General features: G+C 57.2%; 16 protein-coding genes. 6 read left to right on the top strand and 10 right to left on the bottom strand.

All coding sequences use genetic code 11. The annotated features are described in order from the left end of the window. Nucleotides 1-143: 143 nt before the first annotated feature. The 5 genes from FOY96_RS18950 (at nucleotide 144) to FOY96_RS18930 (ending at nucleotide 7,366) form a co-directional block, all read left to right on the top strand. Nucleotides 144-830: a hydrolase gene (locus tag FOY96_RS18950; protein WP_023334356.1), complete on the top strand. Its 687-nt coding sequence runs from the start codon at nucleotides 144-146 to the stop codon at nucleotides 828-830. A gap of 61 nt (nucleotides 831-891) precedes the next feature. Then, nucleotides 892-1,113, top strand: coding sequence for a DUF1427 family protein (locus FOY96_RS18945; RefSeq protein WP_039260948.1), 222 nt, complete (start codon nucleotides 892-894; stop codon nucleotides 1,111-1,113). Next, nucleotides 1,110-1,370: a XapX domain-containing protein gene (locus FOY96_RS18940; protein ID WP_010427264.1), complete on the top strand. Its 261-nt coding sequence runs from the start codon at nucleotides 1,110-1,112 to the stop codon at nucleotides 1,368-1,370. Before FOY96_RS18945 ends, FOY96_RS18940 begins: the two co-directional genes overlap by 4 nt. Before the next feature lie 23 nt (nucleotides 1,371-1,393). Further along, entirely contained in the window at nucleotides 1,394-1,774 is a 381-nt protein-coding gene (locus FOY96_RS18935) for a response regulator transcription factor (protein WP_143347586.1), read from the top strand. A gap of 9 nt (nucleotides 1,775-1,783) precedes the next feature. Continuing rightward, complete coding sequence (locus FOY96_RS18930) at nucleotides 1,784-7,366, top strand: trifunctional serine/threonine-protein kinase/ATP-binding protein/sensor histidine kinase (RefSeq protein ID WP_143347585.1); 5,583 nt, start codon at nucleotides 1,784-1,786, stop codon at nucleotides 7,364-7,366. Nucleotides 7,367-7,369: 3 nt separating this feature from the next. Here FOY96_RS18930 and FOY96_RS18925 read toward each other — a convergent pair whose 3' ends face one another. Both FOY96_RS18925 and FOY96_RS18920 read right to left on the bottom strand, forming a co-directional pair. Further along, nucleotides 7,370-7,987 carry a response regulator transcription factor gene (locus FOY96_RS18925; protein ID WP_033144524.1) on the bottom strand — a complete coding sequence of 206 codons (618 nt, stop codon included), beginning with the start codon at nucleotides 7,985-7,987 and terminating at the stop codon, nucleotides 7,370-7,372. 185 nt (nucleotides 7,988-8,172) lie between these two features. After that, nucleotides 8,173-8,559, bottom strand: a complete 387-nt coding sequence (locus FOY96_RS18920) for a VOC family protein (RefSeq protein WP_045888820.1) — start codon at nucleotides 8,557-8,559, stop codon at nucleotides 8,173-8,175. An 88-nt stretch (nucleotides 8,560-8,647) separates the two neighbouring features. Between FOY96_RS18920 and FOY96_RS18915 the strand changes: the two genes are divergently transcribed. Then, entirely contained in the window at nucleotides 8,648-9,250 is a 603-nt protein-coding gene (locus tag FOY96_RS18915) for an ATP-dependent Clp protease proteolytic subunit (protein ID WP_023310243.1), read from the top strand. 58 nt (nucleotides 9,251-9,308) lie between these two features. Here FOY96_RS18915 and FOY96_RS18910 read toward each other — a convergent pair whose 3' ends face one another. The 8 genes from FOY96_RS18910 to FOY96_RS18875 all read right to left on the bottom strand — a co-directional run bounded on the left by FOY96_RS18910 (nucleotide 9,309) and on the right by FOY96_RS18875 (nucleotide 15,898). Continuing rightward, on the bottom strand, nucleotides 9,309-9,605 hold the full coding sequence (locus FOY96_RS18910; RefSeq protein ID WP_033144527.1) for a hypothetical protein: 297 nt from the start codon (nucleotides 9,603-9,605) through the stop codon (nucleotides 9,309-9,311). 141 nt (nucleotides 9,606-9,746) lie between these two features. Further along, nucleotides 9,747-10,997, bottom strand: coding sequence for a hypothetical protein (locus FOY96_RS18905; protein WP_143347584.1), 1,251 nt, complete (start codon nucleotides 10,995-10,997; stop codon nucleotides 9,747-9,749). Nucleotide 10,998: 1 nt separating this feature from the next. After that, nucleotides 10,999-11,427, bottom strand: a complete 429-nt coding sequence (locus FOY96_RS18900; RefSeq protein ID WP_048980632.1) for an IrmA family protein — start codon at nucleotides 11,425-11,427, stop codon at nucleotides 10,999-11,001. A gap of 25 nt (nucleotides 11,428-11,452) precedes the next feature. Continuing rightward, nucleotides 11,453-11,929, bottom strand: coding sequence for a hypothetical protein (locus FOY96_RS18895; RefSeq protein ID WP_058840477.1), 477 nt, complete (start codon nucleotides 11,927-11,929; stop codon nucleotides 11,453-11,455). A 51-nt stretch (nucleotides 11,930-11,980) separates the two neighbouring features. Further along, on the bottom strand, nucleotides 11,981-12,463 hold the full coding sequence (locus FOY96_RS18890; RefSeq protein ID WP_143347583.1) for a hypothetical protein: 483 nt from the start codon (nucleotides 12,461-12,463) through the stop codon (nucleotides 11,981-11,983). Nucleotides 12,464-12,474: 11 nt separating this feature from the next. Continuing rightward, the gene (locus tag FOY96_RS18885) at nucleotides 12,475-13,173 is read right to left on the bottom strand and encodes a hypothetical protein (RefSeq protein ID WP_033144530.1); all 699 of its coding nucleotides are present in this window, start codon (nucleotides 13,171-13,173) and stop codon (nucleotides 12,475-12,477) included. 18 nt (nucleotides 13,174-13,191) lie between these two features. After that, nucleotides 13,192-14,727, bottom strand: coding sequence for an SUMF1/EgtB/PvdO family nonheme iron enzyme (locus FOY96_RS18880; protein WP_083239558.1), 1,536 nt, complete (start codon nucleotides 14,725-14,727; stop codon nucleotides 13,192-13,194). After that, the gene (locus FOY96_RS18875) at nucleotides 14,717-15,898 is read right to left on the bottom strand and encodes an ABC transporter permease (protein ID WP_269473759.1); all 1,182 of its coding nucleotides are present in this window, start codon (nucleotides 15,896-15,898) and stop codon (nucleotides 14,717-14,719) included. The genes FOY96_RS18880 and FOY96_RS18875 overlap by 11 nt, the downstream gene beginning before the upstream one ends. Nucleotides 15,899-15,913: the final 15 nt, after the last annotated feature.

The raw sequence follows: 15,913 nt of genomic DNA, 5'->3' as shown, positions 1-15,913 counted from the left end.
GATAGGTATACCAAAGTATAACTATACCTAAGGTTAACTATACGAAGAGATAATTACGCGCAGGGACGGAAAACCGCAGGATGAGGGTGACTTTATCGTCGCGGCGCTCGCGGCGATTTCACCCTTAACCACTGGAAAATGCTATGACCTCTTCAAAGCTCGAAGTGTTAACCCCTGCGAACTGTCAGGTAATCTTTATCGATCACCAGCCTCAGATGGCGTTTGGCGTGCAGTCTATTGACCGTCAGGTGCTGAAAAACAACACCGTGGCGCTGGCGAAAGCGGCTAAGGTGTTCAACATCCCGACCATCATCACCACCGTTGAGACCGAAAGCTTCTCCGGTAACACCTATCCGGAGCTGCTGGACGTGTTCCCGGGCCAGGACATTCTGGAGCGTACCTCCATGAACTCCTGGGACGACCAGAAGGTGCGCGACGCGCTGCAGGCCAACGGCAAGAAGAAGGTGGTGGTTGCCGGCCTGTGGACCGAAGTGTGCAACAACAGCTTTGCCCTGTGCGCGATGCTGGAAGGCGATTACGAAATTTATATGGTGGCGGACGCGTCCGGCGGCACCTCCAAAGAAGCCCACGATTACGCGATGCAGCGCATGATCCAGGCGGGCGTGATCCCGGTCACCTGGCAGCAGGTGATGCTGGAGTGGCAGCGCGACTGGGCGCGTAAAGAGACCTACACCGCGGTGATGGATATCGTGCGCGAGCACTCCGGCGCGTACGGCATGGGCGTCGATTACGCCTACACCATGGTGCACAAAGCGCCGTCTCGCCAGAAGAGCGAGCACCGCACCTTAGCGCCGGTCCCGGCACGCTAAGTTCCGCTGGCGGGCTGGTCCCTCATCCGGCTCGCCGCTGCCTCTTTCTCTGGAGTTCACAATGAGTACTGGGCTGATATCCCTTGCGGCAGGCGTGTTGATTGGCCTGATGTATGCCGTGCTGAAGGTGCGCTCCCCCGCGCCGCCCGCGCTGGCGCTGATTGGCCTGCTGGGGATGCTGGCGGGTGAACAGGCGACGCGTCATCTGTTATCCCGCGACGGCGCGCCGCCGCCTCCGGTGACCGTTCCGCAGGTCAAATCGCAGACGGGAGCGTCGTCATGAAAGCATGGATAATTTCGCTGGTGTGCGGCGTGGTTGCTGGGGTAATTTACGCCCTGCTCGACGTGCATTCCCCGGCACCGCCGGTTGTCGCCCTGCTTGGTCTGTTTGGCATGCTGGTGGGCGAGCAGCTCATCCCGGTGGGACGGCGTTTACTGAGTCGCGAACCGCTTACCCTCGCCTGGTTTCGTCACGAATGCGTGCCGAAAATCAGCGGCACGGCGCCCCCTGCGCCCGCGAAGGACGATCGCGACGTTTAATGATTTGTGAGAGGAAAGAGAGCATGACGCTGCCGTGGCGCATTGCCATCATTGATGACGAACGATCCGTCCGCAGCGGGCTGAGTAATCTCCTCGAGTCGGAAGGCTATGCCGCCGATACGTTTGATTCGGCAGAGGTGTTTCTGAGCCATCCTTTCGCCCTGTCCGGCGCGGCGCTGGTGATCACCGACATCAAGCTGCGGGGCATGAGCGGCCTGGAGCTGTTTGAAAAGCTCCGGCTGCTGGCCGTACCGCCTCCGCCCGTGCTCTTTATCTCCGGTCATGCTGATGAAAATATGCAGCGGTACGCTCTTGATCTGGGCGCCGCTGCATTTTTGCGTAAGCCTATTAACATCGATATTCTGCTGGATCATATTCAGCGGGAGCTGGCCCGCCGACAATAAGGATCGCGGATGAACGAACACGAGCAGCCTGCATTCTGGCCCGCCCAGGGGAATCTTCACCAGGGGCGGGTTTTTGTCCTTAAAGAGGATGTGATTTTTACCGTGCTGGCGCAGGAGGGCGGAATCGCCTGGATGCACGCGCGACATCCTCACTCCGGCGGCTCGTTCATTATCGCCACCGCGGTGAGCGACGAAGAGGAAGAGCGGGCCACCCGGCTGCTTAAAAACGAGTTTGCGCTGCGCGACGCGCTGCAGGACAGCTGGGCCATTCGCGCCGTCGCGTCCACCCAGTATCGGGGGCGCTTCGCGCTGGTGTACGCCCCGTTTTCGTTTGAGCTGCTGGCGCGGCGCGCGGGCAGGGCGATCTCGGGCATCACGCGCTTTCTCGAGATGGCGATCCAGATCTGCGTTCCCCTGCGCCAGATGCATCTGCAAAACCTGATCCACGGCGATATCAAGCCCGGCAGTATTTTTGTTCATCACGACGCCACCTGCCGCCTGGGCAGCTTTGGCCTTTCCAGCAGTCTCTCCGATGCCATCACCCAGACCCGGCTTGCCGTTTCAGGCGGTACGCCTGCGTATATGTCGCCGGAGCACACCACCCGCACCCAGCGCCCCGTCGACGGCCGCAGCGATCTCTACAGCCTCGGTATGGTGCTGTACGAACTTCTGACCGGACGCCTGCCGTTTGAGCTGGGGGAGGACGATCGGGCCAACTGGGCGCACTACCATATTGCCTCCGCGCCGCTGGCCCCGGACGCGATCCGCCCGGACGTGCCGGGAATGCTGTCGACCATCATCCTGAAGCTGCTGGAAAAGCACCCCGATAACCGCTACCAGACGGTCGACGGGCTGATTGCCGACCTCCGCCGCTGCCAGGCGACGCTGACCTGCGAGGGCGAGATCGTCGCCTTTACCCCCGGCCAGCAGGACCGCACCCCGGCGATCCATCTGGCGGACTCCCTCTTCGCGACGCATCCGCAGGCGAACGACGTCATTGCCGCGTTTGAGCGGGTGGGGCAGAACCTGATGCCGGAGCTGGTGACGATCGGCGGGCCGTCGGGGATCGGCAAATCCTCAATTATCGCGACGGCTCTCAAAACGCTGCAGCAGCGCACGGTGCTGCTGGCGGTGGGCAAAGTCGACCAGTTTTCGCCGTCGCTGCCCTACGGCGTATTAAGTTCCGCGTTCCGCGCCCTGACGCTGCACCTGCTGGGGCTGCCCGCAGACGAGGTGGCGAAGTGGAAAATCCGCCTGTCTCGCGCCCTGGAGGGGTACGAAGCGCTGGCAGTCAGCCTGGTGCCCGAGCTGGGCCTGCTGCTGGAGAGCAAGCCGCGCTTCTCGGCGGATACGTTTTCCATAGATGCCCGGGCGCGCTTCAGCCATATGGTGCTGGCGCTGGTAAAAACCTTTGCCTCGCAGGGCTGCCCGCTGGTGCTGGTGCTCGACGATCTCCAGTGGAGCGACGCGGCCAGCCTGCACACGCTCAAGTATCTGCTGATGAACTGCGGCGCTGTTCCGCTGCTGGTGGTCGCGGCCCACCGGGATATCAGCGCCGTGCCCGACGCCGCCCTGCAGGCGCTGCTGGCAGGCCTGCCGGAGGCGGCGCAAAACGCGAGCGAGATTGTCCCGCAGGCGCTTTCCGTGAAAGCGGTGGCGCGCTGGCTGGCGACGGTATTTCGCACCCGCAGCGCGGCGACGACCGACCTCGCCACGCTGATCCACGAGAAGACGGGCGGCAACCCGCTCTTTGTGCACGAGTTTTTCCGCCGCATCGTGGATGACGGCCTGGTGGTGCACAACAAATATCAGGACAAGTGGCACTACGATCTGCAGGCGATCCGCGCCAGGCACTACACCGAAAACCTCGTCACCCTGGTGCTGGAGCAGCTTGAAGAACTCCCCGACGAGACGCGCCGCCTGCTGGGCAGCATCGCCTGCCTCGGCGGCACGGGCGAGATGGAGATGATCTGCCGCGTGGTCGGCCTGTCGATGGCGGAAATGCGCTATGCGCTGCACCCGGCGGTGATGGCCCAGCTCATCGTGCTGGCGGAAAAAAAGTACGCCTTCACCCACGACCGGGTGCAGGAGGCCGCCTTTGCGCTGCTGGATCGGCATGAGAGAAGCCATATTCACCTGACCACCGCCAGCCTGCTGGCCGACGCCGCGCGTCAGGCGGCGGGGAACGAGCTGCTGTTCCGCGCCGTTCACCACGTCACGGCCGCGCTGGACAGCATCCAGCCCGCCCCGCAGCGCGAGATGTTCCGCGAGCTGAGCCTTCTGGCCGCGCGACGCGCGAAGCGCTCGGGGGATTATCCTTCGGCGCTCGGCTATATCCAGACCGCCAGAGCGCTGGGCAACGCCGGGACGGTGTCGGACTTTATGCTCGATATCGAAGAGGCGGGCTGCGAGTTTGCGCTGGGGCACCTGGAGCGGACCCGCGAGCTGTGTGACGCCATTCTCGGCTGCCCCGGCGGGCTGACCGAAAAGGCGCTGGCGGCGAACCTGCTGGTGGAGGTGTACATTCGCCAGTCGGACAGCCGTCTGGCGCTGGAGGCGGCGCTCTGCTGGCTGGGGATTTTCGGGATCCAGATTAGCCGCTATCCGGAAGATGCCGACTGCGACGAGGCCTGGGCGCTGTTTTGCAACCGCACGGCCGACGCGCCGCAAAACCTGTTTGCCCAGCTGTCGCGGATGGATAATCCGGAAACCGAAGCGGTGATGAACCTGCTCTACAGCGCCAGCATTTGCGCCAGCTTCATCTGCCCGCGCCTGCACTTTTTGCTGCTCTGCCGCATGATGCACCTGACCCTCGACCACGGCATTACCGGCGCCTCCACCACGGCGATGGCCTGGTTTGGCGTGCTGATTGGCCACCGCTACGCCGAGTACCGCCTCGGGTTCCAGTACGGCACCCTGGCCCGCGAGCTGGTCAATCGCCACGGCTACGACGCGTTCGAAGCCAAAACCCTGCTGCCGCTCGACCAGCTCAGCGTCTGGACCCAGCCTTTATCGTTTACCATCGAGTGCGCGAAGGCCTGCTTCACCTCGGCGGTGACCCACGGGGATATGACGATGGCCTGCTTTGCGGCCTGCCACCAGGTGATTAACTTCCTCTCGCGGGGCGATCACCTGGACGGGGTGCTGACCAGCATCGATCGCGGCCTGGCGTTCGTGCGTAAAACCCACTTCCAGGACGTGGAAACCATTCTGATGGTCCAGCGCGGCTACGTTGAGTTTCTGCGAACGCCGGTCATCGGCACCTGGACCGCGTCGCAGGTGCTGCCGGAGGCGCTGCTTCCCGCGTCGCCGGAGCAGGCGCCGGAGAAAAACTCCACCATGCTCTTCTGGTACTGGCTGTATCGCGGCATGGCGCACTTTACCTGCGGCGAATATGCCGACGCGCAGGCGGATCTCGAGATGGCGGGCTGGTACGCGTGGTCTGCGCCGGGCCACATCCATCTGCTGGATTACCATCTCTACAGCGCCCTGGCGCTCTCCCGTCAGCTGACGCCGGAGACCTTCTCGGCGAACCACCGCCGCAGCATTCACGCCCACTACGACAAAATCGCCCTCTGGGCGCGCGTTAATCCCGGCACGTTCGCGGATAAAGAGGCGCTGATTTACGCCGAAATCGTGCGTCTGGACGGAATGAACAGCATTGCGCTCGAGCAGTATGAGAAGGCGGTCCGGCTCTCCCGCGAGGGCGGCTTTAACCCGATCAACGCTCTGGCCCACGAGCTGGCGGGCCGCTTTGCGCTGTCCTGCGGCTACCCGACCGCCTCAGACGCGCACTTCCGCGGCTCGATTGCCGCCTGGGGCCGCGCGGGCGCGCAGGCCAAGGTGCGCCAGCTGGAGCAGGATTTCCCGCACCTGCTGGCCTCCGGGCAGGCCAGCGCCTACGACACGGTGGCGTTCGCCCAGAATGAGACCATCCGCGATCTGCAAAGCGTCATCAAAGCCTCCCGCGCGCTGTCGGAAGAGATTAACCTGGAGCGCTTAATCGAAAACCTGATGACCATCCTGCTCGAACGCGCCGGGGCGCAGCGCGGCCTGCTGCTGCGCGTGAGTGAGAGCCTGATTCCGGAGATTGAGGCCAGCGCCTGGACCAGCACCGAGGGCGTGCGGGTGCGGATCCTGAAAGACGTGCCGACGGCGACCGACCTGCCGCTGTCGGTGCTGGCGGCGGTGATCCGCACCGGGCAGGAGATCCGCACCGGCAGGCCGGAGGAGTTCCATCCCTTCAGTCAGGACCCTTATCTGGTGACCTCGGGGGCGGCGGTCATGTGCGTCCCGATGTTCAAACAGGCGCGGCTGGTAGGCGTGCTCTACCTCGAAAACCGCCTGATGCCGGAGGTTTTCACCGCCGAGCACTCGCGCGTGGTGAGCCTGCTGGGCGCGCAGGCTGCGGTATCCCTGGAGACGGCGCGGCTGTACGCTGAGCTGCTGGCGGAGAACATCCAGCGCCGCCGGGTGGAGAAAGAGCTGCGATCCAGCCAGACCTCTCTGATGCTCGGCGAGCAGATCAGCCACACCGGCAGCTGGCGCTGGGAGCTGGAGCAGGATCTGATGTTTGTCTCGGAAGAGTACGCCCGCATTCTCGGCCTGCCCGGGCAGCAAAAGACGATCTCCATGGCGGAGTTTTTGACCTTCGTCCATGAGGACGATTACGCCCGCATCAGCGCCATCGTCACCCAAAGCGTGCGCGACGGGCTCTCCATGCGCGCGGAGTTTCGCGTTAAGCGTACCGACGGCTCAACGCGCTACATCCTCGGGATTGGCGATCCGGTGGGCGTGGGCAGCGAGGTGAACGAGTATTACGGCATCATCACCGATATCACCGGCCAGCGCGCGGCGGAGGATGCCATGCGGGTCGCGCAGGCGGATCTGGCGCGGGTGTCCCGGGCCACCACCGTCGGGCAGCTGACCTCCTCCATCGCCCACGAGATCAACCAGCCGCTGATGTCCATCGTCTCGAACGCCGGGGCGAGCCTGCGCTGGCTCAACCGCGAGCCCGCCCGGCTGGATAAAGTGCGCGAAGGGCTGGAGGAGATCGCCGCGGAAGGCGCGCGGGCGGGGGAGATCATTCGCAGCATTCAGTCCCTGACCCGCAAGCAGGATCCCACCTTCTCGCGCATCGACATGCACTACCTGATCCACCATATCATCACGCTCTCCCGCAGCGAGCTGGAGCAGAGACACATTAGCGTTGATTATCTGTTACAGGCGCAGAACAGCTTTATCACCGGCGATAGCGTGCAGATCCAGCAGGTGCTGCTCAATCTGGTGATGAATGCGGTAGAGGCGATGGCCGAGGTGAAGGATCGCGCCAGCACCATTGCCCTCAGCACCGCCAACGCGGACGGGAAGGTGATCGTCGAGATCGCCGATACCGGGAGCGGCATTGAGCCCGAGCGGCTGGAGCAGATTTTTGACTCGTTCTACTCTACCAAAGCGCAGGGGATGGGGATGGGGCTGACCATCAGCGCCAGCATCATCGAGCGTCACTGCGGGAAGCTGAGCGCGCGCCGCAGGGAGCCGTACGGCACGGTGTTCGCGTTTGCGCTGCCGCTGGCGGCGCAGGAAGGGTAAAGGTTACTCCGCAGGCTGGCTATTGGTCAGGCGCTCAACGGCCCTGACCAGCTCCGCGACGGAGCGCACCTGCATTTTCTCCATCACGCGGCGGCGGTGCACCTTCACCGTGATCTCGCTGACGCCCAGCTCGGCGGCAATCTGCTTGTTCAGCATGCCGCTTATCGCCAGCGTCAGCACCTCGTGCTCGCGCGGGGTGAGGGACATGTGGCGCTGCTTCAGGGCGTAGTGCTCTTTATTGCGCACGGCGTTGTGTTCCGCCAGCTGAAGCGCGGACTCAATGGCGTCGATAAGCGCGGTGGATTCGACGGGCTTGGTGAGAAATTCGTACGCGCCGCCTTTAATGGCGCGCACCGACATCGGGATAGTGCCGTGGCCGGTAAGAAAAATAATCGGGATCTCGCGCCCGCTGTCCTTTAGGGCGTCAGCCACCTCAAAGCCCGAGATGGCGGGCATTTGCATATCGAGGACCACGCACGACGGGAGCTCTTCAAAGCGGTGTTGAAGAAACGCTTCTGCCGATGAAAAGCCGACGGCGTTCAGGTCCGCCGAATCCAGCAGCCCGATCACGGACTGCCTGACTGCGTCATCGTCATCAACCACATACACAATGTGTTCCATTCACCGCCCCGGTGCTGATTTACATGTCGAGGATGCAAACAATCCCGCCGGTTACGTAAGGGATTGTTTATGCTGACTTTCATCTTAACACATTAACTATCATTATCATTTAACAATATGATAACCGTATGAAGATGAAGTATAGCGATACGTGACCGGGGCGGCTAAGCAACGAAACGCTGATTTTATGCACCCACAAGCTCAATGCGGTTGCCGTCCGGATCCGCAATTACCGCTTCATAGAAGCCGTCCCCGGTCATGCGAGGGGCGCTGAGCAGCGTGCCGTTGGCCTGTGCCCGCCCGGCCATGCTGTCGACCTGCGCTTTGCTGCCGACGTTGATGGCGATATGCGCCCAGCCGATAAACTCCGGGTGCGCAGGGGCGTCGGGCAGATCCGGCAGCGTCATCAGCTCGATGGTCGGCCCGTCATCCAGTGTAATAAAGTGTGATTCGAAACCGGGGCGATTTTTACTGACGTAGCGTTCGTTACTGCGGCCACCAAACACCGTTTCCCAGAACTGAACCTGGGCGTTCAGGCTGCGGGTCCAGAGTGCGACATGGGCAATATTCATAAGATCCCTCGTTATTTGTCTGTGAGGACTTTCACCGGTAAAACAGGCTACACTCTGGTTTTGAGCGCGACAAGCTGAGGAAATAACAATGCACTACACACTGAAAGATAGCGACAAGGAAAAAGCGGAAGGGTCAAACGGCGCGGGCGCTCTGCAGCAAAAACTGCTGGAGTCTCGTTCGATTGTGATCTCCGGTGAGATCAACCAGGAGCTGGCGCAGAAGGTCATCACCCAGATGATCCTGCTGCAAAGCGTCAGCAACGATCCGATCAAGCTGTACATCAACAGCCAGGGCGGCCACGTGGAAGCGGGCGATACCATCCACGACTTCATCAAGTTCATCCGCCCGGAAGTGCACGTCATCGGCACCGGCTGGGTGGCGAGCGCCGGGATCACCATCTTCCTGGCGGCGAAAAAAGAACACCGCTACTCGCTGCCGAATACCCGCTTTATGATCCACCAGCCGCTGGGCGGCGTGCGCGGTCAGGCAACGGATATTGAGATCGAAGCGCGCGAGATCATCCGCATGCTGGATCGCGTGAACAAGCTGATCGCCGACGCCACCGGCCAGCCGCTGGAAAAAGTGAAAAAAGACACCGATCGCAACTTCTGGATGTCTCCGGCAGAAGCGCTGGACTACGGTATCGTGGGTAAACTGATTACCCATTATGACGAGCTGAAGCTGGATTAAGTTTTCGCGGCGTGTTTGAGTCGGGTGGCGGCTTCGTCTTACCCGACCTACGCCGGACCTAGCGTACCTCGAACACCACCGCCATCCAGTTCGTTCGCGTGCCTGGCGGAAACGCCGGGTAAGGATCGAGCCGTGTGCATGCCCCCGCCCAGATGTATGTATCCTCATCAATGCGATACCAGTGCGCGTTGCCTTCCACCGCATCCCCCATCACCGCAGCCTGCACCGTCAGCTGGCTTCCCGCAGGGAGTTCACGCGCCACGGGCGAGAATACCGAGGGGTTCTGTTTTCGCGTGTAGACCGCTGTTGTGGTCTTAACAAAGCCAGTGACCGGCAGTTCAGTGAAATCGCTCATTTCAGGCCTCATGACAGTTCTCTCTTAGCGTAACGATATAAGCCGCTGTAAATATGGCGATCACGATAAAGCGTGAAACTGTCAGAATGTGTCATGCGGAAGTCTGAAAGGCACCCGTTGAGCGGGTGCCTGGAGGATTACTTAATTCTGGGCTGCGATGCTGATAAGTTCGTAGATTTTTTTTGCCCCGGCATTTGATTGAGTCAGTTCAATATTATGTTTCTGGCCATTCTTCATATGCAGGACAATTTTTTTATTAAAGGATCCTTTTATGACTACGCTACTGACTTCGCTGAAGCGGGCGTAGAAAGTTTCATACAATTTTCCCAACACGCAAAAAACACCGTCATCGGTTAATACCACACCATGATCCCCTTGGCCGAAAACCGTTTCGTCGTAGTAGAACAGGATCGCATCTTCCGTGAGAGGAGGCAGCGATTGACGATGACTGGCCGCCTGGACGAAATTGCTTATTTTTTTCGCGTTGAGATTGTCGTAGCGGTAAAAATTGTGGTCTTTGTTCGTCGCATACTGTGTTAATTCACCCCCGGCTGGTTTGTGTTCCAGCGCTGGCAAGGTTTGCTGTGGCTGTTGTGGTGTTGTTATCGTTGCCTCCGATACGGAACCAACCATAGAGGCCCCAACAGCTCCCATCCCCGGAAGCGTCTGGGAGGTCACGCTATGTTGAATGGTGGTCACAGTTCGGGTGTAAGCGTTGACATGGCTCCCGCCTCGCATATGCGCTGATACGTTTTGCGGGGTTTTGACCACGGTCTGCACCGGGGTCAGCACGGTTCTGAATGCCGCGCGCAAGGATGCCACAATCGAGACGATCAGAAGTGCGATAAGTGGGACCGAAAGCCACATAATTGAAAAATAGAAAATACTTTGCTTAGTGTTGGTTGCCAGCTGCGTTAACCTGGAACAATAAAGCCCTGCAGTTATCACGTACACGACACCACAAGCGATAGTGGCAGCCATGTTGCTCTCCCCGTCCATTGCCATTTCCTGGATAACGGGAAAGAGCAAACATCCATAAAGAACAGCGCTAAAGAGCGCATCGGGAAGTAATGTTTTTATCGTCTCAAAGGCTTTCGCAATATTGTAGAAGATCCACAGAAGTAACAATATCCAGCCAATGACAGGAATAGCTGCGGCGATAGCCATAAGTATCATGCTGACGATCATACTGCCAAGAATATTACCTAAATGCCCTTCCGAAATAAGATACCAGATAAAATACAGGAAGGAACCGGCGAGAACGGCCGGGAAGGCGACCACAACGCTTGCAGGTATAAAGAAAACGAACCCGCCAAAGATAAGTAATAACAAAAAGCAAAGGGCAGGTCCATTATTGTCAGGTGTTGAGTTTGCTTCAGCGTCTATAGACATATTAGTGATCTGCCTGCGGGTTAATGATAGGGAATGGAATAAATGCCCTTGGTGTAAGCAAACTGAGAGGTAAAGGCTGTTTGGTCTTTCCGTTAACTAATGCCAGTGACGTCAGGCGCAGCGTGAGATTGCTTTCGCAATAATGTTCGCCTTCGGCGAAAGCCGTTTGGTATCGCGTGGCATCAGAATCGCCGAATGGGTCTACCTGCAAAGTATCATGAGCTACAAGGTTATTTTTTGCATCAACGAGGTCAAAGCCTATCTCTAACGAACCAACGCTTTCCATGCCACTGTCCAGCGTGAAAGTGGCGCTGCACATCCCTTGATTTGCCCAGACGGTGTTTGAGTGCCAGATCTCAATCGCATGAGTTGGAGCAGCGAATAAAAGACATGCGAATACTGTGCTACAGTGTAAGTAACGGCTCATCATATTTTACCATCCTGAAAATGATGTATTAATCAACATAACCGTATGTTGCATCATCACCGGTGTCCGCTTCTTTTACGAGGCCTTGACCGCGATATTCATTAGGTAAAAACCCCCCATTAGTGCACTCTTTTTTCATGATGAGCTTTTGGTTTTTATATACTTTCAGGCCGGTATAATCCCATCCTTTTCCCGTACCGCTATAAACAACATAGCTGTAGTTGCCATTGATGAAACGATAATAATAAGCGCCTCCACCTGAGAACGTCATTTCACCCAGGCGAACCTGCGTTTTGTCTCCCTCATTTTGGGGGAGAGTCATTTCTACTTTTTCAAGTGAGCCGTAATAATAAGTAGGAACATCGTGATCCAGACGGACGATAACGTATTTTCCGTTCGTGAGTTCGCAGTTGAAAATAAGTTCAGGCTCAGGCGGTGCAGCATGAACGCTTGGAGTTGTCGCCAGAAGTGTCAATAATCCAGCAGAGAGTAATTGAGATTTCAACGTTATTTTTCCTTAGCAGGTAAAGCAGCCGGTAATCCGGCTGCTATTTTATTATTGTGAAGCCAGTGTTTCTTGTAATTCATTCAGCTGTCCCTGCAGCTTCTGCAGTTCCATCTGTTTTTGCAATTCGGAAGCGCTTGGTTTGTTTTGCGCCTCCTTCATACTTTTTTCCAGGTCTGCAACTTGCTTTTGAGCATCAGCCCGGCCAGCTGTTTTTTTCTTCAACTGGGCGACCAGATTGTTCATCGACTTTTGCAGTTCTTGCTGCGATTTTTGTTTACTGGCTACGTTGGCATTGCTCAGTGCTTTCTCTTTTTCAATCGCATCATTCACCGCTTTGAACTCTTTATTCAGTTCCTGATCGTGTTGCAGCGTTTTTTGTTTATTTTCAACGCGCTTATCCCAGGTGCCGGAGTAGTTGCAGTTAAATTTGGTAATAATGCTGACATCACCGGTTGTCGGGTCACAATCTCGCGCGTTAGTGGCACAGCCGGCTAATATGAGTGCGCTGAGTGCAAGAAAAATATAACGCATTGCTATTCCCCTCAACCGACTTTCAGCGCGGTGCGCTGGGTATAGAGGCTATCGAGCTCGCCCTGCAGAGAGCCAATTTTGTCGCGCATCAACGCAATCTCGCTATCCAGATTTTGGGTATCACTGCCGGATTTGCTCATGTCTGCAGAAACGTCCTGCCACTGCTTCTCATGTTTTTTCATGTCGGTGATGGTGCCGCGAAGGTAAGCAATGTTGGCATCCACTCCTTTAATTTGCTTCTGTACGGCGTCTTTTTTCACCGTGTTTGCAGCCATATCTTTTTCTATTTGAGCGAGGGTCTTTTTATCAGAGTCGATAACCGATTTTGCAACGCTGGTTGCGTTCTGAATGCGTTTGTTTTCGGCTTCAACATCCTTAATCGTTGCGTTTAACTGCAGCTCTTGGGAGGCGTATTTTTTGCGCTGATTATCCAGATAGGCGTTAGCCCCCATACCCACACCGCAACCGGCGATAGCGGCGGCGGCCATACATACCGCTTTGTTGCTGGAGTTACTGACAGCGCAGGCCAGTGCGCCGATTACCGCGCCGCCAGCACAGGCCTGCCAGCCTGATTTATTGAAAAACTCAACGTCCTGATTATTGGCAAGGCGCGGGTCGACGCCGCCACTACTTCCCGTACTGCCATTCTGGCACCCCGCCAGAAATACCATCATTCCTGCTATCACTGCTGTGCGAATAACCTTTAACATTCCAATCTCCTGAACTATTTAATTATTTTTTTTACATGAACTAAGCCACGCCTCGCGCGCAACTTTTCCATCTTTCCAGTACCCCTGAAGGTTCTTCCAGTAGGTATCGAGATAACCGTTAAGGTTGGTTTTTCCGCGTGCAGCCATCTGTTGCAATACGACAGCGACCTGCGGTTCGATGAGGGGTTTGTCATAGGTTGTGCCCATGTCTACCAGGGTGTCAGCGTAATAACTGGTAATAAAATCAAGGGCTTTTTGATGTTGACCAAGCTGTTCCTGACGGCGGGAGCAATTAGCATCAAGCTGGCTGCCTGCGGCACAGGTTTTGGTGAAGAGCTGGTTGAGACGATCGTAAAACTCGCCGTCATCTTTCATTTTTGTGCACAAAAAGGCGCCCAACTGTAACGATGTGCGTATTGCCTGATCCCGTTGTTCATCCCGAAGCTGGCTATTTGCGCGCAGCTCACCGCGCAGTTGCTCAAGTTGTTTCTTCAGTGCGTCATCCTGGACTTTTGCCGAGATAGCATTCAGGTTTTTTAGCGAATCATCAGCTTTGCCTGCAGGTGTCTCCTTTTTACCCGTGCCTAATGATTGCCACTCTTTTTCAATCTCTTTCACCCGCTCGCGTGATGTCAGGGTTGTGGAAACTAAAACCAGACGAACACCGGTGCTTTTGGTTGTATTCTCGCCCGCATTGGCATAGTACGGCTCCTCTCCACGCAGTGAACTGCGGATATCCGCCTGAGGAGTCATATAACTGCCCCCCCGAACGACATAGCCCCCAGCCTTACCATGCAGGCGATCGAGCTTGTTCAGGCGGAACGGGTCAAACATCATCTCTGCTGCGTTGCCCAGTATGTCGTGCAATCCGAGCGGGTTAGGTTTCAGCAGGCCGGTAAGCTGAAGTTTTCCATTTGCAGACTGTGCCCCCGCAAACCAGACATAACCGTTCAATCCTTCAGGCATGGGGAAGTGGCGATCGCGGAACTCTGCGGGGGAAACCGCGAGCCCGCCGCGTGCGGCAAACTCCCACTCGGTTTCTGTCGGAAGCCGTAAAAATCCCGCCTGACCATCATCTTCAGGCAGTGCAGAAAGTTTTTCTTTTCGTAACCACAGGTTGTATTGATTTGCGAATACCATGGCATCCATCCAGCCAATACTCACCTTCGGTAAACGTCCTTTCATATCCGTCGTCGGGCATTCCCCAGAAAGCGCGCGATACTGCAGGTCGCTCAGTTCATATTTGGCCATCAGGTAATAACGGCCCTTACCACCCTTCTCCGGGAAACTGCCTGCAATGTGTTCCTGGCGAGATTGTTCAACGTATCCCCAGTCGTCGCCTTCTTGCCCCAGCGTGATGTTGTAATCTTCCAGCGGTTTATTCAGCGGGATAGCGACTTTGCGAAATGCCATGGCACCGTCGCACGGCATAGGCAATATCACGTCATCGGCCAGAGGTTTTGGGTTCCAGAACTTTTCATCCCAAGTGGCATTCGCCGCGCAGGCGTACCCGAGTCCAATGATAGCCAGGCTCATCGCCAGTTTAGATTTCACGTAAACTCTCCGCAGGTTCGATTTTCAGTGCGCGCAGTGCTCCGATAGCGGCCACGCCTAACGCCACGGCAAGGACACAGAGCAATGCGGCGATAAAATGAAGGGGGTCAAGGTGACAGACGAATGCCTGGTCCGGTAAAGAACTGCCCAACACATGGTTGAACAATGTGCTGCCCAGCAGGTAGATGATCACACCCAGTCCGTATGAGACGCCGGTCAAACACAGCGCCTGAATAATAATAAAAAGCGTCACAGCGCGACGGCGAAAACCCAGAAGGCGCAGCACGGCCATATCTTTGCGCTTACGATCAATGTTGGCGATGAAGGCACCGACTAACGAGGCGATGCACCCTGATGCAGAGATCCAGGCAATCACGCCAAAGATAATCCCCAGCACACGGTCGATGGCACGCACAGACTCAATTTGAGCTGACTGAGTGATAGCCTCAATGTTCTGCGTCTCCAGCCACCGCGCGAGGAGTGAAACGTCATCTATCGAACTGGCATAGATACGTGCTCTTGAATAGCGGGTTCTCTCTCTGGGCGGCTTGCCATCGCTGACCCCCAGCAAGGGAACCTGAAAGCCATCGCGGTAGTCTTCCAGAGCAACAAGCAAAGGCAATGTAATAAAGGCACCTTGACGTGAAAATTTTGCGTCATCCAGCACGCCGGTAACGGTTAAAGCGAACGTGGCGCGTTGGTTTTTCCCTTCGCTTTTTCGGCTCACCATCAGGCGCAGGATATCTCCTGGCTGCACGCCAAGGCGCCGTGCCGCACTGGCGCTGAGTACGGTATCGCTGTCTTTGACCGGTGCTCTGACATCCTGCAAAAGAGGATCGCCTTTGGCCGTCGGGATCACTTCAGCACCCGGGACAAAGTGTTGCCCGTCCCGGACCAGATCGGCCTGAGTGTTCAGCGAACGGGTTAACGGAATCGAAAATCCGACTTCTGAACGGCGGGCGAGCTTATCAAGCCAGGCAAAATCATAATTACCATTACCCGTTATACGTACTTCCCGGGTGCGAGGGTCGTCGAGAAGCTGATGGCGAAGCTGGCTGACAATGCCATTCTTCAATCCGAACAGCAGCAATAACGGTGCGATAACGGCAATCAAAGAGAAGATGATGCACAGCGCGACCTTGCGATCGTGAATGAGATCGCGCAGAGCCATACGGCATAGCAGGGT

The sequence above is a fragment of the Enterobacter asburiae genome, from assembly GCF_007035645.1.
Taxonomy (GTDB): domain Bacteria; phylum Pseudomonadota; class Gammaproteobacteria; order Enterobacterales; family Enterobacteriaceae; genus Enterobacter; species Enterobacter asburiae_B.
Note: the sequence above shows the minus strand (reverse complement) of the source record. Positions and strands in the feature narration are given on the sequence as shown.

What these genes read in the sequence shown, in the direction of transcription:
- FOY96_RS18950 (WP_023334356.1), top strand. Translation starts at nt 144, where the DNA reads ATGACCTCTTCAAAGCTCGAAGTGTTAACCCCTGCGAACTGTCAGGTA.
- FOY96_RS18945 (WP_039260948.1), top strand. Translation starts at nt 892, where the DNA reads ATGAGTACTGGGCTGATATCCCTTGCGGCAGGCGTGTTGATTGGCCTG.
- FOY96_RS18940 (WP_010427264.1), top strand. Translation starts at nt 1,110, where the DNA reads ATGAAAGCATGGATAATTTCGCTGGTGTGCGGCGTGGTTGCTGGGGTA.
- FOY96_RS18935 (WP_143347586.1), top strand. Translation starts at nt 1,394, where the DNA reads ATGACGCTGCCGTGGCGCATTGCCATCATTGATGACGAACGATCCGTC.
- FOY96_RS18930 (WP_143347585.1), top strand. Translation starts at nt 1,784, where the DNA reads ATGAACGAACACGAGCAGCCTGCATTCTGGCCCGCCCAGGGGAATCTT.
- FOY96_RS18925 (WP_033144524.1), bottom strand. Translation starts at nt 7,987, where the DNA reads ATGGAACACATTGTGTATGTGGTTGATGACGATGACGCAGTCAGGCAG.
- FOY96_RS18920 (WP_045888820.1), bottom strand. Translation starts at nt 8,559, where the DNA reads ATGAATATTGCCCATGTCGCACTCTGGACCCGCAGCCTGAACGCCCAG.
- FOY96_RS18915 (WP_023310243.1), top strand. Translation starts at nt 8,648, where the DNA reads ATGCACTACACACTGAAAGATAGCGACAAGGAAAAAGCGGAAGGGTCA.
- FOY96_RS18910 (WP_033144527.1), bottom strand. Translation starts at nt 9,605, where the DNA reads ATGAGCGATTTCACTGAACTGCCGGTCACTGGCTTTGTTAAGACCACA.
- FOY96_RS18905 (WP_143347584.1), bottom strand. Translation starts at nt 10,997, where the DNA reads ATGTCTATAGACGCTGAAGCAAACTCAACACCTGACAATAATGGACCT.
- FOY96_RS18900 (WP_048980632.1), bottom strand. Translation starts at nt 11,427, where the DNA reads ATGATGAGCCGTTACTTACACTGTAGCACAGTATTCGCATGTCTTTTA.
- FOY96_RS18890 (WP_143347583.1), bottom strand. Translation starts at nt 12,463, where the DNA reads ATGCGTTATATTTTTCTTGCACTCAGCGCACTCATATTAGCCGGCTGT.
- FOY96_RS18885 (WP_033144530.1), bottom strand. Translation starts at nt 13,173, where the DNA reads ATGTTAAAGGTTATTCGCACAGCAGTGATAGCAGGAATGATGGTATTT.
- FOY96_RS18875 (WP_269473759.1), bottom strand. Translation starts at nt 15,898, where the DNA reads ATGGCTCTGCGCGATCTCATTCACGATCGCAAGGTCGCGCTGTGCATC.